The sequence below is a fragment of the Actinokineospora fastidiosa genome, from assembly GCF_014648415.1.
Classification (GTDB): Bacteria; Actinomycetota; Actinomycetes; order Mycobacteriales; family Pseudonocardiaceae; genus Actinokineospora; species Actinokineospora fastidiosa.
This window is the reverse complement of record NZ_BMRB01000002.1, coordinates 588652-608302: the sequence shown is the minus strand read 5'-3', so window position 1 is coordinate 608302 and position 19651 is coordinate 588652. Positions and strand designations below refer to the sequence as shown.

Here is a 19651-nt window from a genome sequence, read left to right as displayed (position 1 = left end):
AACGGACGTAATTTCTTTTCCGAACATACCCGCAACTCGTTCCTTGACTGGGCGCGCCCGCTCGTTAGGCTGATCGCTCCGTACGGCACGGCCGGTGCGGAATTGTTTCGTGGGAGGGCCCCGATGACGAAGTCGCTGTCCGCGCGCCCGCGCCCGGGTTTCGCCACCTTCGAGCCGGAACCGAGGCGGGACTACCTCGACGCCGACGGCGAGATCGACTTCGTTGCCCTGCAGGCGAGCCCGGACTTCCAGCGGCTGCGCAGGCGCGCGGTGCGGTTCGCGCTGCCCGCCACGGTCCTGTTCCTCGTCTGGTACCTCACCTACGTGCTGCTGTCGGCCTACGCCCCGGGCTTCATGAGCCAGCCGGTGTTCGGCGCGGTCAACGTCGGCCTGCTGTTCGGGATGCTCCAGTTCGTGTCCACAGTGGTCATCACGCTGCTGTACGGCCGCTACGCCAAGCGCCGTGTCGATCCCGAGGTCGACGCGGTGCGCGCGCTGGTGGACCAGCGGTGAACCCCACCAACCAGGCGCTGAACATCAGCGTCTTCGCCGTCTTCGTGCTGATCACCCTCTACATCGTCTACCGGGCGAGCAGCCGCAACGTGACGCAGTCGGACTACTACGCCGCGGGCAGCAGCTTCACCGGCGGCCAGAACGGCATGGCGCTCGCGGGCGACTTCCTGTCCGCCGCGTCGTTCCTGGGCATCTCCGGCGCGATCGCCGTCACCGGCTACGACGGGTTCCTGTACTCCATCGGCTGGGTCGTCGCCTGGCTCATGGGCCTGATGCTCATCGCCGAGCGGCTGCGCAACACCGGCCGCTACACCCTCGGCGACGTCCTCGCCTTCCGGATGCGCCAGCGCCCGGTGCGCGCCGCGGCGGCCAACGCGACCCTGGTGATCTCGCTGTTCTACATGATCGCGCAGATGGCGGGCGCGGGCGGGCTGATCGCGCTGCTGCTGGACGTGCACGACCGGACAGCGCAGGCGGCGGTCATCGCGATCGTCGGTCTGATCATGCTGTTCTACGTGCTCGTCGGCGGCATGAAGGGCACCACGTGGGTGCAGATCATCAAGGCCGTGCTGCTGATCCTCTGCGTCACCATGATCACGGTGTTCCTGCTGGGCAAGTTCGGCTTCAACCTCTCGGCGATCCTGCGCGGCGCCGCCGAGCGCAGCCCGCTCGGCGAAGCGGTGCTCAGCCCGGGCGCCAAGTACGGCGCGACCGACACGACCAAACTCGACTTCATCTCCCTGGCGCTGGCGCTCGTGCTCGGCACCGCGAGCCTGCCGCACGTGCTCATGCGCTTCTACACCGTGCCCAACGCCCGCGAGGCCCGCCGCTCGGTGAGCTGGGCGATCTGGCTGATGGCGACGTTCTACCTGTGCACCCTGGTCATCGGCTTCGGCGCGATGGCGCTGGTCGGCCCGGAGGCGATCGCCAACGCCCCCGGCGGGGAGAACTCCGCGGCCCCGCTGCTGGCGTTCCGGGTCGGCGGCACCGTCCTGCTGGGCATCGTCGCCGCGGTCGCCTTCGCCACCATCCTGGCCGTGGTCGCGGGCCTGACCATCACCGCGTCCGCGTCCTTCGCCCACGACGTGTACGCCAACGTGATCAAGCGCGGTAAAGCCGACACCCGCTCGGAGGTCCGGGTCGCCCGGATCACGGCAGTTGTCATCGGCGTGCTGTCGATCATCGGCGGCATCGCCGCCAACGGCCAGAACGTCGCGTTCCTGGTCGCGCTGGCCTTCGCCATCGCCGCGTCGGCCAATTTGTCTACCATCCTCTATTCACTGTTTTGGAAGCGGTTCAACACCCGCGGCACATTGTGGGCGATGTACGGCGGCCTGATCTCCTCGCTCGTCCTGATCGCCTTCTCCCCGGCCGTCTCCGGCACCCCGGATTCGATCATCCCCACCGTCGACTTCCACTGGTTCCCGCTCAGCAACCCAGGCCTGGTGTCCATCCCGCTGTCCTTCCTGTTCGGTTTCCTGGGCACGATCCTGAGCAGACAACCCGCCGACGAGCGCAAGCAGGCCGAGATGGAGGTCCGCTCCCTGACCGGCATCGGCTCAGGCCTGCGGTAGCCAACCCTCGACCGAATCGTCGAGGCGGGGGGCCGAGCTTCTGCACGCGGGCGAGGCGAGGCTGACGACGCGCGGGCTCGCCGAGCGCCTGGCCCTCGCGGGGCCACACCCTCTGCTGGCATGTCAGGACCAGGGACGAGGTGCTGGACCTGGCCGTGGCCGCGATCGTCGCCGAGGTGCCGCTGCCCTCGGCCGACCTGCCGGGGGTGGACACCCGCGGACAGGCCGAGGCCTATCCGACCCTCACCGCCTCCGGCCACCTGCGCTCCCCGGACTGGGCTACCTGCTCGCCGGGCTGGCCGGATGACACTCCCGGGGCTTTTCCGATTCACCCGCGCGGGCAGTGGGTACGTCCGGGGTGCTTGATCACTCTGGAGGAAGGTGGGTTATGGCCCTCGACCCGAGCCGCAGGTCGCCCCGGCTGCTTGCCGTGATCGCCAGTTTCGCCCTGCTCCCGCTGCTGGCGGCCTGTGGCGACGACGATGACGGCGATGACGACGACAACGACAACGACGGCATGCGGGCCGCGAGCGTGCTGGTGGTCGCCGAGTGAGTCGCGGACCCCGCGCGCCTGGCGGCGCGCGGGGTCGGCGGGGGGAGGGATCGTGCGGTTGACCGCGACCGTGTTGAGCGCGTTGGACGCCCGGGAGCTGGCGGACTTCTACCGCAGGCTGCTGGACTGGACCGTCGTGCAGGACGAACCGGGATGGGTGACGCTGCGCCCGCCGGACGGGGGCGCGGGGCTGTCCTTCCAGTCCGAACCCGACTACGTCCCGCCGGTCTGGCCCGCCAGCGGCGGCGACCAGCGGATGATGGCCCACCTCGACATCCACGTCGATGACCTCGCCGAGGCGAGTAGGCGCGCCGAGGCCGTGGGCGCCCGCCTCGCCGACTACCAGCCCCAGGACGACGTCCGCGTCTACCTCGACCCGTCCGGGCACCCGTTCTGTCTGTTCACGTGAGCGTTCCGGCCCCGCCGACGCGCACGGGATGAGCACTGTGCACTCCCGGCGTTGATCCGTGGCGGCGGGTGGGTGAGGATGGCGGCCACCATCGTCGGAAGGCAGCCGCATGTCACGTCGCACCCGTCTCCTCGGTCTGGCAGTGGCGGGCACCGGCGCCGCCCACTTCGTCGCGCCGAAGGCCTTCGAGCCGATCTCCCGCAGGCCCTTCCCCGACGACACCCGCCGCTGGGTGCTGCGGAACGGGGCCACCGAGGTCGCCATCGGCCTGGCCATCGCCGGGCCCCGCACCCGCGCCCTCGGCATCGCCGCCCTGGCCTGCTACGCCACCTGGCTCGCCACCCGCTTCGCGGCCCGCTGACCGCGCCGCCGCCCGGCCTTAGCCGCTGGGCGCGTTCGATCGCGTCTGCTGGCTGCTGAAATACGGACCGCTGGCCAGAGCCGATTCCCCGGGCCGCCTCGTGTCATGTACTGCCGGGTGCCTGATCCTTCGGGCAAGCCGCTGAACGACAGATCCGGTTCCCCGGTCGTCTTGTTCCTGTTCCGCGTCGTGAGCTGCCGGTGGTCGCGTGTGGCGGCTCGTCCTGCTCGCGCGCCGACAGCCCGTTGTCGCGTCGGTCAACCCGGGGGCTCTGGGGTGTCCGTTCGGTGGTTGTGGTGGTCCAGCAGCTTGGACAGCAGGTCGGTCAGGTGGCCGCGTTCCTTGGGGGAGAGCGGAGCCAGGAGTTCGTCCTGGGTCTCGGCCAGCTGCTTCTCCAATCGCCGGAGTTGGCGTTTGCCCGCGGTGGTCAAGGAGATGATGTTGCGTCGCCGATCGGCGGGGTCGGGGGCGCGCTCGACCAGGTCGCGGTCGGCGAGTTCGTTGATCGCCGCGACCATGTCGCTCAGGTGGATGCCGCTGCGGCGGCCCAGCGCGGCCTGGCTGGCCGGGCCGAGCTCCTCCAGGGTCGCCAGCAGGCGGTAGTGGTAGCCGCGGGCGCCGACGGCCGAGAACCCTTCGCCCACCAGTCGGTGCGCGTGGCCTGCGGTCTGGGTGAGCAGCCAGCTGGGCAGCCTCTCCCAGCTGGCGCGCGGGTTCTCCATGTGGCGAGTCTAACAAGTCGTTGGTCGCACTAACGATCCTGCTATCGTTCGGAGGATAAACGTTAATCGGATAAACGTTAACTCTTCAAACGATGGAGTGCACCATGATCAGGCCGTTCCGCATCGACATCCCGCAGGCCGACCTCGACGACCTGGCCGACCGGCTCGCCCGCACCCGGTGGCCCAACGAGGTCGCCGACGCCGGATGGGACTACGGCTTCCCGCTCGCCAGGCTCCAAGAGCTGGCCGAGTACTGGCGAACCGGCTACGACTGGCGCGAGCACGAGGCGAAGCTCAACGAGCTGCCGCACTTCACCACCGAGATCGACGGCCAGAACATCCACTTCGTCCACGTCCGGTCGGCGCGGCCGGACGCGCTCGCGCTGGTCCTCACGCACGGCTGGCCCGGCTCGTTCCTGGAGTTCCTCGACGTCATCGAGCCGCTGTCGCGCGACTTCCACCTGGTGATCCCGTCCATCCCCGGCTTCGGGTTCTCCGGGCCGACCCGCGAGCGCGGCTGGGACGCCGTCCGGGTCGCGCGGGCCTGGGCCGAGTTGATGCGCCGCCTGGGGTACGAGCGCTACGGCGCGCAGGGCGGCGACTTCGGCTCGGGCATCTCGACGGCCCTCGGCGCGATCGCGCCCGAGCACGTCGTCGGGGTGCACGTCAACTACCTGCCGACCCGGCCGCAGCCCGGCGTCGAGCTGTCCGAAGCGGACGAGGCCCGACTGGACAAGGTTAGGCAGCTCATGGCGAACCGCCCGCCGTACCAGGCACTCCAGGCGCTAACCCCGCAGACCATCGGCTACGCGCTGACCGACTCGCCGGTGGGCCAGCTGGTCTGGATCGCCGAGCGCTTCGCGCAGTGGACCGACCCCGCCACGCCGGTCGGCGACGACCGGATGCTCACCGACGTCTCGCTGTACTGGCTGACCGCGACCGCTGCCTCCTCCGCCCGGTTCCACCGCGACACCCCGCGGGGAAGCGGGCTCCCGTGCCGGGTCCCGCTCGGCGTGGCGGTGTTCGCCCACGACATCACGCTGTCGGTGCGACCGCTGGCCGAGCGGCTGTACGACATCCGGCACTGGTCGGAGTTCGATCGCGGCGGCCACTTCGCCGCGATGGAGGTGCCGGACCTCCTCGCCGAGGACGTCCGGCACTTCTTCCTGACCCACACCGCGGCAGCGTGAGGCCGTCAGGGGAGGGCGCGGTCGAGGATCGCCGTGACGTCGGCGGACGACGGCAGGGTGCCGAACGCGTGGCCCCAGTCGCCGCCGAGCCTGCTGGCGCAGAACGCGTCGGCGACGGCGGCGGGGGAGTGGCGCACCAGCAGCGACCCCTGCAGCACCAGCGCCATCAGCTCGACGACCCGGCGCGCCCTGCCCTCGATGCCGTCCAGGTCGGACAGCTCGGCCCGCAGCCTGGCGGTCGCGGCGTCCAGCCGGGCGTCCGCGCCGCGTGCCTGCGCCAGCTCCGCCATCAGCGCCTCCGCGGTCGACGGTGAGCGGCCCAGGGCGCGCAGCACGTCGAGGGCGTTGACGTTGCCCGAGCCCTCCCAGATGGACAGCAGCGGCGCCTCCCGGTACAGCCGGGGCATGCCGGAGTCCTCGACGTAGCCGTTGCCGCCCAGGCACTCCAGCGCCTCCGCGGTGAACGCCGGGCCGCGCTTGGTCACCCAGTACTTGCCCACCGCCGTGGCGATGCGCCGGAACGCCTGCTCCTGCCCGTCGCCCCGCAGCGCGCGGTCGGCAGCGCCCGCCAGTCGCAGCGTGAGGACGGTGGCCGCCTCGGACTCGACGGCCAGGTCGGCGAGCACGTTGCGCATCAGCGGCTGGTCGATCAGCCGGGCGCCGAACGCGGCGCGGTGCCGGGTGTGGTGGCCCGCCTCGACCAGCGCCTTGCGCATCAGCGTCGCCGTGCCAGCGACGCAGTCGAGCCGGGTGCAGTTGACCATCTCGATGATGGTCTTCACGCCCTGCCCCTCCGGGCCGACGAGCCAGGCGACCGTGTCCTCGAACTCCGGCTCCGACGAGGCGTTGGACCGGTTGCCCAGCTTGTCCTTCAGGCGCTGGATGCGGAACGCGTTGCGCGTGCCGTCGGGCAGGACGCGCGGCACCAGGAAGCAGGACAGCCCGCCGGGCGCCTGGGCGAGCACGAGGAACACGTCGCACATCGGCGCGGAGGTGAACCACTTGTGGCCGCGCAGCGTGTAGACGCCGGGTTCGGCGGTGGGGGTCGCGGCCGTGGTGTTGGTGCGGACGTCGGAGCCGCCCTGCTTCTCCGTCATCCCCATCCCGGCGAGGATCCCGCGCTTGGTGGCGGGGACGCGCAGGCCCGGGTCGTAGACGCGGCTGACCAGCAGCGGCTCGTACACCGCGGCCAGGTCGGGCTGCTTGCGCAGCGCCGGGACGGCGGCGTAGGTCATCGACACCGGGCAGCCGTGCCCGGCCTCGGTGTGGCCCCAGACCAGCGACACCGCGACCCGGGCGACGTGCGCGCCCGGCCTGCCGTCGGCCCACGCCGACGCCGCGCCGCCCTCGGCGACGGCGACGCGCATGAGGCTGTGCCAGCTCGGGTGGAACTCGACCTCGTCGACCCGGTTGCCGTAGCGGTCGTGCGTGCGCAGCTCCGGCGGGTACCGGTTCGCCTGGTCGGCCCAGGTCTGCGCCTCGACGCCGCCCGCGAGCCCCCCGAGGCGCCGGATGTCGGGCTCGGCCCAGTCCGCGCCCTCCCGGCGCAGCCCCTCCAGCAGCGCGGCGTCGTCGGCCGCGTCGTACGGCGCCAACGGCGGCGCCTGGTTGGTGACCGCGTGGGTGGTCGCATCGTGGGGAGCCGTGGTCGTCATCCCTCGACATTACGAATCTCATGCGACCGTGGCAAGAGTGTAATATCGGCGGTCGTGTCCATCGTCCGCCCGGTGTCGGCCAGGTCAGCGCTGCTGAGCATGCTGCTCGGCGCCCACCCGCCCACGATGAGCGCGCGCGAGCTGGTCGCCGCCGTCGGCCTGGTGGGGGTCGCCGAGTCCGCCGCCCGCGCCGCGCTGTCGCGCATGGTGGCCGCGGGCGACCTGGACCGCGCCGACGGCCGGTACACGCTGTCCCCGCGCCTGCTGGCCCGCCAGCGCCGCCAGGACGCCGCCGTGCACCCGGAGACGACCCCGTGGCACGGCGAGTGGGAGACCGTCGTCGTGACCGCCACCGGCCGCGATCCCGCCGACCGCGCGGCCCTGCGCGCCGACCTCGCCGCCCTGCGCCTCGCCGAACTGCGCGAAGGCGTCTGGCTGCGCCCGGACAACCTGCGCCGCGCCTGGCCCGACACCGTCGCCACGGCCACCCTGCGCCTGACCGCGCGCCCGGACCAGGACCCCGCCGACCTCGCCGCCGCGCTGTGGGACCTCCCCGCCTGGGCCGCCCACGGCCGCGCCCTCCTCGAGGCCATCGCCACCGCGGCCGACCCGGCGACCCGCTTCGCCGCCGTCGCCATGTCGGTCCGCCACCTGCTGACCGACCCGGTCCTCCCGCCCGCCCTCCTGCCAGCCGACTGGCCGGGCGACGCCCTGCGCGCCCGCTACGCCGAGTACCGCGCCTGGCTCATGGCGACCCGGGTCGGCGTCAGCTAGCCAGGACCTCGCCGATGACCCGCCGGGCGTTCGCGGCGAGCACGGGGTTCGTGTCCTTGTAGTAGGGAAGTTGGATCACCGCGACCGACAACGCCCACCCGCGCCCGCGCAGCCAGGTGGCGTCGTCGACACCGGTCGCCCGACGGAACGCGGCGCGGGCCGAGGCGGGCATCAGGTTCCACGCGGGCATCAGGTCGACGGCCGGGTCGCCCACGCCGACCCCGCTGAAGTCGAGCACGCCGGTCAGCGCGCCGTCGCGGACCACGAGGTTCCCGGGGGAGAGGTCGCCGTGCACCCAGACCGGCGGGCCCGACCACGCGGGCACGGCGAGCGCGGCCTCCCACGCCTCGGTCACCGCGACGGTGTCGACCATCCCGTCCAGCGCGGCGATCGCCTCCCGGGTCGGCGTGTCGCGGCTGACGAGCGGCTGACCGCGGAACGACGTGGGCCCACTGGGCTCGATGCGCCGCAGAGCGCGGACGAACGCGGCGAGGCCCACCGGATCGGCGCCCTCTCCGGGGTTCACGCCGTCGACCCACCGGCAGACGGACCACGGGAAGGGATAGCCGCGGCCCGGCCGCCCCTCGGCCACGGGAAGCGGGATGGGGACGGGCAGGTGCGGGGCCAGGCGCGGCATCCACTCCCGCTCCCGGGCGATATTCCCGGCCGCGCCGGGAATCCGCGGCAGCCGCACGGCCAGGTCCGCGCCCAGCCGGAACATCGCGTTGTCGGTGCCGGAGGAGGTGACCGCGGTGACGGGCAGGTCGGCCCACCGCGGGAACTGGTCGGCGAGGAGCAGGCGGACCAGATCGACGCCGGTGGGGACCTCGTTGGGATGCACGAGCCGACCCTGACCGCGGATGCCGCGTCCGCTCAACCGGATTATCGCCAGCCGACCTGGCGATCCCCCGCATTGTGATGATCGATCGGGCGTTCCCGTTGCGCGCGCCCGGGGGGTAGGCGGTATGATCAGTGCGGTTCCGCGCTCCCGGTGACCCCCAGGCCGGTCGAGCGCGGAACTCTTTTATGTCCAGGGCCGGGCCCCGTGTGGCGGGACGGCGCTGTCCCACCACACGGCACACCCCCAAATACGGGCCCGCGAGCCGACGGATAACTCTCAGTTAATCCGCCGCGATCATCGTAGTGGGCCGGGAGGGCGTGTTGTCAACGCACAGTTACCCTGAGACACTGGTTCGGCTGTTTCCGCGACACACACCTGGGGGACGCACATGTCCGACGGCGGGCCGACGCCGTTGACGAGCAGGCTCGACCGGCTCTTCAAGATCAGCCGCCCGCGCGGCAGGCAGTGGTCCAACGCCGAGGTCGCCGCCGAGGTGAAGAAGGCCAACCCGGACCTGCGGGTCAGCGGCGCGTACCTGTCCATGCTGCGCACCGGCAAGCGGACGAGCCCGTCGACCGACCTGCTCGTCGCGCTGGCCCGCTTTTTCGGCGTGAACCCCAGCTACTTCTTCGACGACGAGGACGGCCAGGGCGAGCGGGTCCGCAGGCAGCTGGAACAGCTGGAGATGTTGCGCGAGCGCGGCGTCGTGGGGATCGCGCAGCGGGCGGTGGGGCTGCCGCAGGCGAACCTCGACCTGATCATCGCCATGCTCGACCAGGCCCGCCGCCAGCAGGGCCTGCCGCCGGTCACCGACGTCGCCCAGGACTGAGCCGTGGCGGGGCGGCGATCCGACCTGCGCCGGATCCGGCGGGAGTGCGGACGTCTGCTCGACGGCCTGCGGCTGCCCGCCCGCGCCGACCTCGCCGGGCTGTGCGGCCATCTCGCGGCCGCCAGGGGCAGGCCGCTGCACGTGGTGTCGGTGTCGATGCGCGCGTCGCAGCCGTGCGGGCTGTGGCTGTCCACACGCGACGAGGACTACGTCTTCTACGACGCCGACACCGGCCGCGCCCACCAGGAGCACATCATCCTGCACGAGATCGGGCACCTCATCTGCGGCCACACCGGCGGCGGCGACCCGGTCCCCGACCTGTTCCCCGACCTCGACCCCGACCTGGTCCGCGCCATGCTCGCCCGCACGACCTACAGCGACGAGCAGGAGCAGCAGGCCGAGATCATGGCCTACCTGCTGGCCGAGATCCTGCGCGCGCCGTCGGTCGACGCCGACGACGTGGCCGCGCGCATCGCCGACTCGCTCAACCACTCCGCGCACCGCGAGCCGCGGTGAACGCCGTGCTGTACCCGCTCTGCGCGGGGATCGCCTGGGTGAGCCTGCTGTTCAAGGTGCTCGGCAGGGGCAGGGGACCGGCCGCCGCGGCGGTGTCGCTGTTCTACCTGTTCATGGGCCTGACGTTCACCATCAGCGACCCGAGGGTGTGGGCGCTGGTCAGCCGGGTCAGCGGCGTGCCGAACCTCGCGCTGCTGCTGTCGCAGGGCGCGGTCATCGGGGTGGCCGCCAGCCAGCTCGCCGCGCTCACCTACTGGGAGCGCTCGGCGGAGGAGGCCCGGCCCCGCGTCCGCGGCCAGACGTACGCGTTCATCGGCCTCTTCGCGGTGATGGCTGGCCTGTTCGCCGCGGCAGACCTCAGCACGGAGGACACGACGACCGCGGTCATCCGGTACGCGGGCAACTGGCGCTACGCCCTCTACCTGCTGCTGTACGTGACCGCTTTCGCCGTCGCCCAGTACCTCCTGGTCGTGCGCTGTCTGCGGTACGCGCGGGCGGTCGAGGGCCGGTGGCTCAGCCGGGGCCTGCGGCTGGCGGCGGTGGGCGCGGTCGGCGGCCTGGTGTACGTCGTGGCCCGCTACGCCGACGTGCTCGCCGGGCCGCTCGGGCTCGACCCGGCGGACTGGGAGGTGGTCGCCCGGCTCGGCGCGGGCGGCGGCGGCATCCTCACCCTGATCGGTTTCAGCGTCCCGGGCTGGGGACCGCAGGTGCGCGCCCTGCGCCACTGGCTGCGCGACTACCGCGCCTACCGCGACCTCTACCCGCTCTGGTCCGCGCTGCGCGCGGCCAACCCCGACCTGGCCCTGGACCCGGAGGCGGGCCGCACCGCCGTGCGGGACCTGGACTTCCGCCTGCACCGCCGGGTGGTGGAGATCCTCGACGGCAGGCGCTGGCTGCGCCCGTACCAGGACCCGGACGCCGTGGTCGCGCCCTCGGGGCTCTCCGGCGACGACCTGCGCGCGCACGTCGAGGCCGCCGCCATCGCCGCCGCGCTCTCGCGCGCGAGCGTGGGCGCTGCCGAGTCGGCGGCCACCAACCCCGCGCCCGCCACCCCGCCCGCCGACGCGGAGACCGACTGGCTGGTGCGGGTCTCCCGCGCCTTCTCGACCCTGGAGCACCGGTGACGCCCGTCCCGACATTCGACGAGACCTTCTACGCCGACCCGTATCCCACCTACGCCCGGCTGCGCGCCGACGGCGGCGTGCACCACGTGTCCACACCGGACGGATCGAAGGCCTGGCTGGTCACCCGTCACGCCGATGTCCGCGCCTGCCTGGCCGACCCGCGCCTGTCGCTGAACCGGGCCAACGCGGGCGACGGCTACCGCGGCTTCGCCCTGCCGCCCGCGCTGGACGCCAACCTGCTCAACCTCGACCCGCCCGACCACACCCGGCTGCGCGCGCTGATCGCCCGCGAGTTCACCCCGGCCAGGGTCGAGGCCATGGCCCCGGCCATCACCTCGGCCGCTGCCGAACTCCTCGACGCCTGCCCGACCGGCGAGCCCGTCGACCTGATCGCGGCCTTCGCCGCCCCGCTGCCGCTGCGGGTGATCGGCGACCTGCTGGGCGTGCCGCGTCGGGACCGCGCCCGCTTCCGCGAGTGGACCCGCACGCTGCTCACGCCGTCGCCGGGCCAGCCGCCGACCGCCGCCCGCGACGCCGTGGCGGGCATGCACGGCTACCTGGTCGACCTCATCGCCGCCAAGCGCGCCGCCCCGGAGGACGACCTGCTGTCCGCCCTGATCGCCGCCCGGGACGACGACGACCGGCTCAGCGAGGCGGAACTGGTCTCGATGGCGTTCCTGACCCTGTGGGCCGGGTACGAGAACCTGGTCAACCTCATCGGCAACGGCATGCGCGCCCTGCTGACCCACGACCAGCCGGTCACCGACCTGCCCACGGCCGTCGAGGAGCTGACCCGCTACGACCAGCCGCTGCAGTTCGCCATCCGCCGCTTCCCCGTGTGCGACATCGAGGTGGGCGGCGTCGCCGTCCCGGCAGGCGACACCGTCCTGCTCGGCATCGCCTCGGCCAACCACGACGAGACCGTGTTCGCCGAGCCGGAGGCGCTGCGGCTGGACCGCGACCCGAACCCGCACCTGAGCTACGGGCACGGCGCGCACCGCAGCTTCGGCTCCCGGCTGAGCCAGGTGGAGGCCGCGATCGCGGTGGCGGCGCTGCTGGAGCGCGGGTGCGCGCTGGCGGTCCCGGCAGGCGACCTGCGCGCGCTGCCGTCGTTCCGCAACCGCGGCCTGGTCGAGCTGCCCGTCACGCTCGGGTGAGCTCGCCCTTGGCCCGGCGCCAGGCGACGACCAGGAACGTCACCAGCCCGATGAGCGGGATGACGCTGATCGCCCAGCTCAGGGCCATCGGCGGGCCGGGCTGCTCCAGCACGGGCAGCGCGATCTCGCCCTGGCCCTGACCGGCAGGACCGTCCACGGTGAACCGGAACGTCCACGTGCCCTCCGCGTCCAGGGCGAACACGTCCAGGCCCCACACCTCCCGGGCGCGCGGGTGCCGGGCCAGCGGCCGCGGGCGGTACTCGCCGCCGTCCGGCGTGACCAGCGCGAGCGTCCCCGACTTGCCCGCGATCCCGCCGTCGGGCACGAAGCTGAAGTCCAGCGACTGCATCGCCCGCAGCGGCCACACGCTGAACCCCACGGTCATCCGGTACGGCCCGGCCTGCACCTGCTCGGTGTGCACGGTCTCCACCGGCGGGTAGGCCAGCGCGGTGCCGGACCCGACGAGCAACCCGCAGACGGCCAGCAGGGCCACGATCGCCTTACGCATCACGCACTCCAGAAGTCAGCCGGAGCATCGCGCCGAAGCGCGCGCCCAGGTATCCGCCGAGCAGGCCGAGCAGCGCCCCCGCGACGCAGGTCGCGATGAGCCGCGTGGGATCGGGGCCGGGCGCGTCGTAGAGCCACATCACCTGCAGCGGCGCGCAGACCACGATGACCACGCCCGCGATCCCGCCCGCGAGCACCGGGACCCGCGACAGCGCCGCCATCAGCGCGGCGACCAGCACCAGGCAGAACGGCACGAGCGCCGGGGTGACGGGGACGCCGTCGAGGTAGTCGCGCACCGACAGCCCGACCGCGTCGGCGTACGCGCGGGCCGCCCACGGCGCGAACCACCAGAACGCCAGCTGCAGCGCCAGCACGATGCCCGCCGCGCCCAGCACGCCCTTGCGGCCGAGGAACCCCCACGCCAGCGAGAGCAGCAGCACCGCGAGGAACGCCGTGCCCGCGTTCGTCCAGCGGACCGGCCCGGGCAGCTGGCCGAGGCCGAGGACGGTGATCGTGCTGGAGGTGAACAGCATGGCCACGGCGGCCAGCGTGCCCCAGGCGAGCCACCGGTTCGCCCGGCCCGCGGCCAGGACGATGACCAGGCCGATCGAGGTGATCATGTCCGACAGCAGCAGGCCGATGTGCGGCGGGGAGTCGATGACCGCGTCGAAGCCGTACAGGCTGTGCCACCACAGGTCCCACAGCCCGTAGAGCAGGAACAGCGTGGCCCCGGTGCCCGAGACGACGTAGCCGACCGGCGCGGTGAAGATCCCGCCGAAGATCCGGACGGGCCTGCCGCCGACCGCCGGGTCGATCGGGCGGCCCGCGCGCTGCGCTGCGGTCGTGCTCAGCACGACGGCGAGGCTGACCAGCCCGGCGATCGCCGCGCCCGCGTACAGCAGCAGGTGCGGCACGGTGAAGAAGGTGTCCGGGCCGACGTCCTCGTGCCACTGGATGTCCCAGGTGGCGCCGACCAGCGACAACAGGGACGCGCCCATCAGCACGGCGGCGGGCAGCGCGCCCCGCGCGGTGTCCGACCGCGAAGCGGTGAGTTGCATGGCAGTCCTCTATCCGTTGACGAGCAAGGGGAAGTCGACGTTCTCGGACCCCGCCGGGCCGTGCAGGGTGACGGTGATGACCCACTGCCCGCCCATGTTCAGCGGCAGTTCGGCCACCCGGCGGCCGTCCGCGCCCGCGCGGGCGGGCACCGGGGCGGTGATGTGGCCCATCTGCGGCATGACGGGCTCCACGGTGACCTCGCGCAGGTCAGCGGGCCGCCCCTGCCCGTCGGTGATCTCCAGCCGCACCTCGTTCGCGCCGATCCTCGGCTCGGCCATGGACAGCCGCACGACGTGGTGCGCGGTCCGCGCGTGCAGCACCGTCGGCTCGTCGTCGGTCGGCCACACCAGCCAGCCGAGCAGGACGACGGCGAACACGCCTGCGACCAGCGCCACGATCTTCATCGCACGACCACCTCGACCGGGACCGTCAGCACGCGGTAGTCGCGTTCGGCCTGCACCCACAGCCGATAGCGGCCGGGCAGCGGGAACCGGTACGCGAACGACACCTCCGGCCCGAAGGACGCCACGGTCTCGTCCGGCCTGCCCATCGACGCCGGGATCATCGCGTGCACGTGGGCCCAGACCGGCGCGTCGGCCGCGGAGGTCGACAGCGGCCCGACGATGATCAGGTGGCCCGCCATGCCCAGCCACGGTTGCAGGTCCGCGGTGTCGCCGAACCGCGCGGTGACCGCGCTCGCGGCCTGTGTCGTGAGGCCGGAGACGTCCACTGTCACCGTGGTGCCCTCGATGTCCCGGGGACCGGGACCCGGCGCCGGTCGGTAGTCGGTTCCCGGGGCCCCGACGGTGAACTCCGAGCGCAGCAGCTGGACCCCGCCGCCGCGGCGCGACAACTCGGCCGCGAGGGCGTACTCGCCCGGCGCGGGCGGCGTGAGGCGGGCCGTGTACTCGCCGGGGGCGGTGCGGATCGGGTGCAGGTGCCACAGCTCGCCGGTCGGCCCCACGACGACCAGGTGGATCAGGGCGTTGTCGCGGACCAGCAGGTCGTCGGCCGGTCGGCCGCTCCCGGTGTCGGTGAGGCCGATGCGCAGGTCCAGCGGGCGGCCGACCCCGTCGCCATCGGCGCGCACCAGCAGGTTCACCGGCGGGCGCGAGTAGTCCACTGTGGAGAGGCGGGCTTCCGGCGCGCCGCCGGTCGGGTCGGTCAGCAGGCCGGGCGGCACGGGCGGCGGGAGGCTCGCCGAGAGCAGCGCGGCCGTCATGCCCACGGCGAGGGCGGCCACCACCGCCCCGGCGGGCGCCAGCGCCACCCAGCCGCGCCGGACGCGCACCGCGACCACCACCGTGACCAGCATGAACAGCCCCGCGCCGACGAACCCGCCGTACGCGGCCTTCTCCCAGGCGGAGACGACCCGCTCGGGCACGATGAACGGGATGCGGGCCACGCGCTCGCCGTCGTCGACCGCCAGCTCCCACGGGCCGGTCCGGTCCACCCGCAGCGTCGCGGCGTAGGGCCCGGGCCGCTCGCCGAGCGCCAGCGTCGCCTCGCTCGGCGTGCTCGGCTCGTCCGAGGTGGACGCGCCCGTCGCCGCGGCGCGCAGCACGAGCGTCCCGGGCGCGGTGCCCGCGTGGGTGACGACCTCCACCCGCAGCGGGCCCGGCACCGGCTCCGCCCGCCGGATCACCACGGTCAGCTCGCGCTCGCCCAGGGTCTGCGCCACGTGCAGGTCGGCGGCCGAGGGCGCGCCGTCGGCCAGCGCCGGACCCGCGCCGACCACCGCGGCGACGAGCGCGGCCAGCACGACGAAGACCTTCCTGACCCCCATGCCGACCACGGTAGTGATCTTTCCCGCGCGGATCGTCCGGACGGCGGGGGACCGGGCATCCCCAATCCGGGGGACGGCGGCCCCTACGGGCGGCCCACAAGCCCGTGCCGATGGGCATACGCCACGGCGTGCACGCGGTCGCGCAGCCCGAGCTTGGACAGCACCCGGGACACGTGCGTCTTCACCGTCTCCTCGCCGACGCGCAGCGCCGACGCGATCTCGGCGTTGCTGCGCGCCTCGGCGATGTGCAGCAGGACCTCGCGCTCGCGGGAGGTCAGCCGCTCCAGCCCCGGCGGCGGGGCCGACGGCCGGACGCACTCGGTGAACCGGCTGATCAGCCTGCGCGTCACCGCGGGGTCGATGAGCGCGTCGCCGCGCGCGGCGACCCGGATGGCGGCGACCAGCTCCTCCGGCGGCGTGCCCTTGAGCAGGAACCCGCTCGCGCCCGCCCGCAGCGCCGCGTAGACGTAGTCGTCGAGGTCGTAGGTGGTCAGCACGAGCACGCGGGTGCCCGCGCCCGCGGTCATGATCGCCTCGGTGGCGGCGATGCCGTCGAGGCGGGGCATGCGCACGTCGAGCAGCGCCACGTCCGGCCGCAGCCGGGCCACCTCGGCCACCGCCGCGTCGCCGTCGCCGACCTCGGCGACGCACTCCAGGTCCGGCTGGGTGTCCAGCACCGCGCGCACGCCGGAGCGGAACATGGCGTGGTCGTCGGCCAGCAGCACGCGCACGGTCACGGGTGCTCCAGCGGGATGCTGACCACGGTCCGCCACCGGCCGCCGTCGGGGCCGTAGGAGACGTCGCCGCCGAACACCGCCACCCGCTCGCGGATGCCCCGCAGCCCCAGCCGGGACGCGGTGCGCTGCGGAGCGGCCCCGATGTCGTTGACCACGGCCACCGTCAGCCCCTCCGGCCGGTACGCCACGTCGACCTCCACCTGACCACCCCCGTGCCGCAGCGCGTTCGTCAGCGCCTCCTGCACGATCCGGTATAGCGCGATGTCCAGGGACCCGGGCACCGCCACCGGAGTCCCGCGCACGGTCAGCCGCACCGGCAGCCCGGCCGCGCGCACGCCGTCGATCAGCTCGTCGACGGTGGACAGGCCCGGCTGGTTGCGCGCGCCGGGGTCGTGGCCGTGCAGCAGGTCCAGCATCCGCCGCAGGTCCGCCATCGCCGACCGGCTCGCCGACTCCACCTCGGCCAGCGACCGGCGCACCGGCCCGTCGTCGGCGACGCCGAGCCGGGCCGCGCCCGCGTGCATGCTGATCGCGCTGACGTGGTGGGAGATCATGTCGTGCAGGTCGCGGGCGACCGCGCTGCGCTCCTCGGCGACCGCGCGCTGGACCGCCACCCGCTCGTCGCGCCTGCGCTGTTCCGCCTCGGCCTCCAGCTCGGCCAGGTACGCGCGGCGGGCGGTGGTGTACCGGCCGACGAGCCAGGGCAGCACCGCGTTCGGGATGACGCCCGCGAACAGCACCACCCGCCAGTCGCCGTCGTAGCGGCCCGCGACCGCCACGCTGGCCAGCAGCGCGCCGATCACCGCGAGCAGGGCGAGCCCGGCCTGCACCGGCCGCAGCCACGCGCCCGCGTGGAAGCCCGCCACCAGCAGCCCGGAGTTGTTGGGCACGCGCATGCCGTCGAAGTCGCTCAGCACCATGCACGACACCAGCACCAGCGCGGCGTGGGCCAGCGTGACGAACCCGGAGAACCGCGCGGGCGCGGCCAGCGCGGCGTCGGCGACGAGCAGCCAGCCGAGCAGCAGCGCGAGCTCCCAGCCCGGCGGCGGGCCCAGGGTGAGGAACAGCCCGGTGTCGGTGACCGCGCAGACCCCGGCGACGGCCAGCGACTGCCGGGTCAGCGACCGCTTGACGTCCACGTCAGCCGTGGGTGTCGAGGAAGGCGAGCGCGGCGGCGTACTTGGCGGCCAGCCGGGCCCGGGTGGCCTGGTCCAGCGCCGCCATGCGGGCGGGTGCGGTGTTTGTCGGCGATGTCGGCCCGCTTGACCGTGACGGCCAAGGGATTGGCGGCGACGCGGGCGAGGTAGGCGTCCTGGTCCTCGCCGTCGACCTTGCTCAACGCGACGACCGCCGTGACGACCTCGTCGGGACAGCCCGCCGCCCGCAGGTCGTCCGCGGTGACCGGGGTGTCCTCGATGACGTCGTGCAGCACCGCGGCCATCCGCTCGTGCTGCCCGTCCACCGCGGCCATGACCCGCAGCGGATGCCCGATGTACGGCCTGCCGGACTTGTCGACCTGCCCGTCATGCGCCTCCCGCGCGATCCGGACGGCGTCCGCTTCGGTGAACATGCCAGGAACGTAGCGCGAGCCTGCTCGGCGAAGCGACGGTTCCGCGTGCTCAGGCGACCGAGTCGTCCAGGGCGTCGAGGAGCCAGGTGTGGGTGACGCCGAGCGGGGCGGGCTCCGCGGTGATCTGGCCCGCGAGGTGCCAGTAGCGGCGGAGCCGGGGGTGGCGGTCGGCTGCGGTGCGGCGGTTCAGCGCGCGCCGGAAGTCCGGGCTGTCGCTGGCGCCGAGGGCGCTGGCGTGGGCGGTGACGAACCGGTCGAGTGCCGGACCGGGCTGTGGTCGGGCGCCTGCCGCCACCTGGGGGAACGCCAGCTCGCACGCCTCGGCGACGGCGGCGTGGAGGGCGGCGAGGTCGGCGATCCGGTCGTGGTCGACGAGCGTGCTGGCCCGCAGGCGGGCGGCGAGCGTCCGGTCGGCGGCGAGCAGCACCAGTTCGGCGTAGGCGACGACCTGCGTCGGGGTCGGCAGCTCGGGCGGGCGCGGCGCGCTGACGTCGAGGAACATGCGCGCCGTGTCCGGCGGGATCGGGCCGGTGGTCATCGGCTGCCAGAGGCGGACCAGGACCTCGTGCGCGTCGTGCCCGTCCTGCACGGCGGACAGCAGTTCGAGTCGCGCGGGGCGCTCGGCGGGGGACGCCTCCTCCACCGCCCGCAGCGCCGAGCGCCGCCAGGCGAGGGCCGACAGCTCGCGGTCGAGGGCGGAGCGCTCGGCGGCGACGGCCTCGGCGAGGGAGCGCTGGCCCGCGAGCAGGTCGGTGATCGACCGCAGGCCCAGCCCGAGCCCGCGCAGCCGCCGGACCAGGCTCAGCCGCTCGACCGCGTCCGCGCCGAACCGGCGGTGCCCGCCGACGCTGCGCGCGGGCTCCAGCAGCCCCTCGTCGCAGTAGAAGCGGATCGTGCGCACGGGCACGCCGGTGCGCCGCGCCAGGTCGCCGATCCCGAGTGTGTCTCCGGTCACCGTCGGTTGAACCTCCAGCCGAGTGGAGTTCCTACGGTAGGTCCATGGACAACGCGCGACTCGCTCAGGGACTGCACCACCACACCGCCGCGTTCGCCGCCGCCGTGGCGGGCGCCGACCCGCAGGCCCGGGTGCCCACCTGCCCGGAGTGGCCGCTGCGGGTGCTGGTCGGCCACATCGGCCAGGCGCACCGCTGGGCGGCGGGCATCGTCGGGTCCGGGCCGTCCCCGGTCCCCGACCCGGTCGACGCCGACCCCGGTCCGCCGGGGGAGTGGTCCGCCTGGCTGCGCGACGGCGCCACCGCACTCGCCGACGCCGTCGCCGCGGCGGGCGACAGTCCGGTGTGGACGTTCTTCGGGGAGCGCCCCGCCCGGTTCTGGCTGCGCCGCATGCTGCACGACACCACGATCCACCACGCCGACGCGGCGCTGGCCACGGGCGCGCCGTTCGCCGTGGAGCCCGACATCGCCGCCGACGCCGTCACCGAGTGGCTCGAGCTGCTGTCCAACCCGGTCACCCCCAGCATCAAGCCGGAGTTCGCCGCGCTGCGCGGCGCCGGGCAGACCCTGCAGCTCAGCCCCGACGCCGGCCCCGGCTGGCTGATCACCCGCACGCCCGACGGCGTGGAGTGGGACAGGACCACCGGCCCCGCGGACGTGACCATGGCCGCGCCCATCGCCGACCTGCTCCTGGTCTTCACCCGGCGGCTGCCCGCCTCCCGGATCACGATCACCGGCGACCGCGCCCTGGCCGACCACTGGCTGGCCCACACGGCGGCATGAGGACAGCGCCGCACCGCCAGGACGGCGGTGCGGCGCT

General features: G+C 73.7%; 23 protein-coding genes. 12 read left to right on the top strand and 11 right to left on the bottom strand.

Annotation, left to right across the window (positions count from 1 at the left end; genetic code table 11):
* Window positions 1-123 precede the first annotated feature (123 nt).
* The 5 genes from IEY98_RS12715 to IEY98_RS12695 all read left to right on the top strand — a co-directional run bounded on the left by IEY98_RS12715 (window position 124) and on the right by IEY98_RS12695 (window position 3410).
* Window positions 124-513 carry a DUF485 domain-containing protein gene (locus tag IEY98_RS12715; RefSeq protein ID WP_189210627.1) on the top strand — a complete coding sequence of 130 codons (390 nt, stop codon included), beginning with the start codon at window positions 124-126 and terminating at the stop codon, window positions 511-513.
* A complete protein-coding gene (locus IEY98_RS12710; protein ID WP_189210626.1) occupies window positions 510-2087 on the top strand; it encodes a monocarboxylic acid transporter in 1578 nt (525 codons plus the stop codon). The genes IEY98_RS12715 and IEY98_RS12710 overlap by 4 nt, the downstream gene beginning before the upstream one ends.
* A 388-nt stretch (window positions 2088-2475) precedes the next feature.
* The gene (locus IEY98_RS12705; protein ID WP_189210625.1) at window positions 2476-2640 is read left to right on the top strand and encodes a hypothetical protein; all 165 of its coding nucleotides are present in this window, start codon (window positions 2476-2478) and stop codon (window positions 2638-2640) included.
* Between the two features lie 52 nt (window positions 2641-2692).
* Complete coding sequence (locus tag IEY98_RS12700; protein ID WP_229786867.1) at window positions 2693-3049, top strand: VOC family protein; 357 nt, start codon at window positions 2693-2695, stop codon at window positions 3047-3049.
* Between the two features lie 109 nt (window positions 3050-3158).
* Entirely contained in the window at window positions 3159-3410 is a 252-nt protein-coding gene (locus IEY98_RS12695) for a DoxX-related protein (protein WP_189210623.1), read from the top strand.
* Window positions 3411-3667: 257 nt separating this feature from the next.
* Here the strand turns inward: IEY98_RS12695 and IEY98_RS12690 are convergent, their stop codons facing one another.
* Entirely contained in the window at window positions 3668-4132 is a 465-nt protein-coding gene (locus IEY98_RS12690) for a MarR family winged helix-turn-helix transcriptional regulator (protein ID WP_189210622.1), read from the bottom strand.
* Window positions 4133-4236: 104 nt separating this feature from the next.
* On the opposite strand from IEY98_RS12690, the gene IEY98_RS12685 reads away from it, so the two are divergent.
* A complete protein-coding gene (locus IEY98_RS12685; RefSeq protein WP_189210621.1) occupies window positions 4237-5322 on the top strand; it encodes an epoxide hydrolase family protein in 1086 nt (361 codons plus the stop codon).
* A 5-nt stretch (window positions 5323-5327) separates the two neighbouring features.
* Here the strand turns inward: IEY98_RS12685 and IEY98_RS12680 are convergent, their stop codons facing one another.
* Window positions 5328-6977: an acyl-CoA dehydrogenase family protein gene (locus tag IEY98_RS12680; protein WP_189210620.1), complete on the bottom strand. Its 1650-nt coding sequence runs from the start codon at window positions 6975-6977 to the stop codon at window positions 5328-5330.
* A 54-nt stretch (window positions 6978-7031) separates the two neighbouring features.
* On the opposite strand from IEY98_RS12680, the gene IEY98_RS12675 reads away from it, so the two are divergent.
* The gene (locus tag IEY98_RS12675; RefSeq protein WP_229786866.1) at window positions 7032-7751 is read left to right on the top strand and encodes a PaaX family transcriptional regulator C-terminal domain-containing protein; all 720 of its coding nucleotides are present in this window, start codon (window positions 7032-7034) and stop codon (window positions 7749-7751) included.
* Here the strand turns inward: IEY98_RS12675 and IEY98_RS12670 are convergent.
* Window positions 7744-8592: an aminoglycoside phosphotransferase family protein gene (locus IEY98_RS12670; protein ID WP_189210619.1), complete on the bottom strand. Its 849-nt coding sequence runs from the start codon at window positions 8590-8592 to the stop codon at window positions 7744-7746. The genes IEY98_RS12675 and IEY98_RS12670 overlap by 8 nt on opposite strands.
* A 388-nt stretch (window positions 8593-8980) precedes the next feature.
* Here IEY98_RS12670 and IEY98_RS12665 point away from each other — a divergent pair, with 388 nt between their 5' ends.
* From IEY98_RS12665 to IEY98_RS12650, 4 genes are read left to right on the top strand one after another with little or no spacing between them, the layout of a single operon-like run.
* Window positions 8981-9421 carry a helix-turn-helix domain-containing protein gene (locus IEY98_RS12665; protein ID WP_189210618.1) on the top strand — a complete coding sequence of 147 codons (441 nt, stop codon included), beginning with the start codon at window positions 8981-8983 and terminating at the stop codon, window positions 9419-9421.
* A gap of 3 nt (window positions 9422-9424) precedes the next feature.
* Window positions 9425-9937 (top strand): ImmA/IrrE family metallo-endopeptidase, encoded by a 513-nt coding sequence (locus IEY98_RS12660; RefSeq protein ID WP_229786865.1) that lies wholly within the window; start codon window positions 9425-9427, stop codon window positions 9935-9937.
* Entirely contained in the window at window positions 9934-11061 is a 1128-nt protein-coding gene (locus IEY98_RS12655; protein WP_189210617.1) for an MAB_1171c family putative transporter, read from the top strand. Before IEY98_RS12660 ends, IEY98_RS12655 begins: the two co-directional genes overlap by 4 nt.
* Window positions 11058-12218, top strand: a complete 1161-nt coding sequence (locus IEY98_RS12650) for a cytochrome P450 family protein (RefSeq protein ID WP_189210616.1) — start codon at window positions 11058-11060, stop codon at window positions 12216-12218. The genes IEY98_RS12655 and IEY98_RS12650 overlap by 4 nt, the downstream gene beginning before the upstream one ends.
* Here IEY98_RS12650 and IEY98_RS12645 read toward each other — a convergent pair.
* The 8 genes from IEY98_RS12645 to IEY98_RS12610 all read right to left on the bottom strand — a co-directional run bounded on the left by IEY98_RS12645 (window position 12205) and on the right by IEY98_RS12610 (window position 18832).
* Window positions 12205-12726 (bottom strand): hypothetical protein, encoded by a 522-nt coding sequence (locus tag IEY98_RS12645; RefSeq protein WP_189210615.1) that lies wholly within the window; start codon window positions 12724-12726, stop codon window positions 12205-12207. The genes IEY98_RS12650 and IEY98_RS12645 overlap by 14 nt on opposite strands.
* Entirely contained in the window at window positions 12719-13783 is a 1065-nt protein-coding gene (locus IEY98_RS12640) for a hypothetical protein (RefSeq protein ID WP_189210614.1), read from the bottom strand. The genes IEY98_RS12645 and IEY98_RS12640 overlap by 8 nt, the downstream gene beginning before the upstream one ends.
* A gap of 9 nt (window positions 13784-13792) precedes the next feature.
* A complete protein-coding gene (locus tag IEY98_RS12635) occupies window positions 13793-14188 on the bottom strand; it encodes a FixH family protein (protein ID WP_189210613.1) in 396 nt (131 codons plus the stop codon).
* The gene (locus IEY98_RS12630) at window positions 14185-15570 is read right to left on the bottom strand and encodes a DUF8832 domain-containing protein (protein WP_189210612.1); all 1386 of its coding nucleotides are present in this window, start codon (window positions 15568-15570) and stop codon (window positions 14185-14187) included. Before IEY98_RS12630 ends, IEY98_RS12635 begins: the two co-directional genes overlap by 4 nt.
* 83 nt (window positions 15571-15653) lie before the next feature.
* Entirely contained in the window at window positions 15654-16307 is a 654-nt protein-coding gene (locus IEY98_RS12625) for a response regulator (RefSeq protein WP_189210611.1), read from the bottom strand.
* Window positions 16304-17446 carry a sensor histidine kinase gene (locus IEY98_RS12620; RefSeq protein ID WP_189210610.1) on the bottom strand — a complete coding sequence of 381 codons (1143 nt, stop codon included), beginning with the start codon at window positions 17444-17446 and terminating at the stop codon, window positions 16304-16306. The genes IEY98_RS12625 and IEY98_RS12620 overlap by 4 nt, the downstream gene beginning before the upstream one ends.
* A complete protein-coding gene (locus IEY98_RS12615) occupies window positions 17425-17877 on the bottom strand; it encodes an HD domain-containing protein (protein ID WP_229786864.1) in 453 nt (150 codons plus the stop codon). The genes IEY98_RS12620 and IEY98_RS12615 overlap by 22 nt, the downstream gene beginning before the upstream one ends.
* Window positions 17878-17926: 49 nt before the next feature.
* The gene (locus IEY98_RS12610) at window positions 17927-18832 is read right to left on the bottom strand and encodes a helix-turn-helix domain-containing protein (protein ID WP_189210609.1); all 906 of its coding nucleotides are present in this window, start codon (window positions 18830-18832) and stop codon (window positions 17927-17929) included.
* 44 nt (window positions 18833-18876) lie between these two features.
* Here IEY98_RS12610 and IEY98_RS12605 point away from each other — a divergent pair, with 44 nt between their 5' ends.
* Window positions 18877-19614: a maleylpyruvate isomerase family mycothiol-dependent enzyme gene (locus IEY98_RS12605; RefSeq protein WP_189210608.1), complete on the top strand. Its 738-nt coding sequence runs from the start codon at window positions 18877-18879 to the stop codon at window positions 19612-19614.
* The last annotated feature ends 37 nt before the right edge of the window (window positions 19615-19651 follow it).

What these genes read in the sequence shown, in the direction of transcription:
- IEY98_RS12690 (WP_189210622.1), bottom strand. Translation starts at nt 4,132, where the DNA reads ATGGAGAACCCGCGCGCCAGCTGGGAGAGGCTGCCCAGCTGGCTGCTC.
- IEY98_RS12705 (WP_189210625.1), top strand. Translation starts at nt 2,476, where the DNA reads ATGGCCCTCGACCCGAGCCGCAGGTCGCCCCGGCTGCTTGCCGTGATC.
- IEY98_RS12715 (WP_189210627.1), top strand. Translation starts at nt 124, where the DNA reads ATGACGAAGTCGCTGTCCGCGCGCCCGCGCCCGGGTTTCGCCACCTTC.
- IEY98_RS12665 (WP_189210618.1), top strand. Translation starts at nt 8,981, where the DNA reads ATGTCCGACGGCGGGCCGACGCCGTTGACGAGCAGGCTCGACCGGCTC.
- IEY98_RS12635 (WP_189210613.1), bottom strand. Translation starts at nt 14,188, where the DNA reads ATGAAGATCGTGGCGCTGGTCGCAGGCGTGTTCGCCGTCGTCCTGCTC.
- IEY98_RS12615 (WP_229786864.1), bottom strand. Translation starts at nt 17,877, where the DNA reads ATGTTCACCGAAGCGGACGCCGTCCGGATCGCGCGGGAGGCGCATGAC.
- IEY98_RS12605 (WP_189210608.1), top strand. Translation starts at nt 18,877, where the DNA reads ATGGACAACGCGCGACTCGCTCAGGGACTGCACCACCACACCGCCGCG.
- IEY98_RS12630 (WP_189210612.1), bottom strand. Translation starts at nt 15,570, where the DNA reads ATGGGGGTCAGGAAGGTCTTCGTCGTGCTGGCCGCGCTCGTCGCCGCG.
- IEY98_RS12680 (WP_189210620.1), bottom strand. Translation starts at nt 6,977, where the DNA reads ATGACGACCACGGCTCCCCACGATGCGACCACCCACGCGGTCACCAAC.
- IEY98_RS12645 (WP_189210615.1), bottom strand. Translation starts at nt 12,726, where the DNA reads ATGCGTAAGGCGATCGTGGCCCTGCTGGCCGTCTGCGGGTTGCTCGTC.
- IEY98_RS12695 (WP_189210623.1), top strand. Translation starts at nt 3,159, where the DNA reads ATGTCACGTCGCACCCGTCTCCTCGGTCTGGCAGTGGCGGGCACCGGC.
- IEY98_RS12685 (WP_189210621.1), top strand. Translation starts at nt 4,237, where the DNA reads ATGATCAGGCCGTTCCGCATCGACATCCCGCAGGCCGACCTCGACGAC.
- IEY98_RS12640 (WP_189210614.1), bottom strand. Translation starts at nt 13,783, where the DNA reads ATGCAACTCACCGCTTCGCGGTCGGACACCGCGCGGGGCGCGCTGCCC.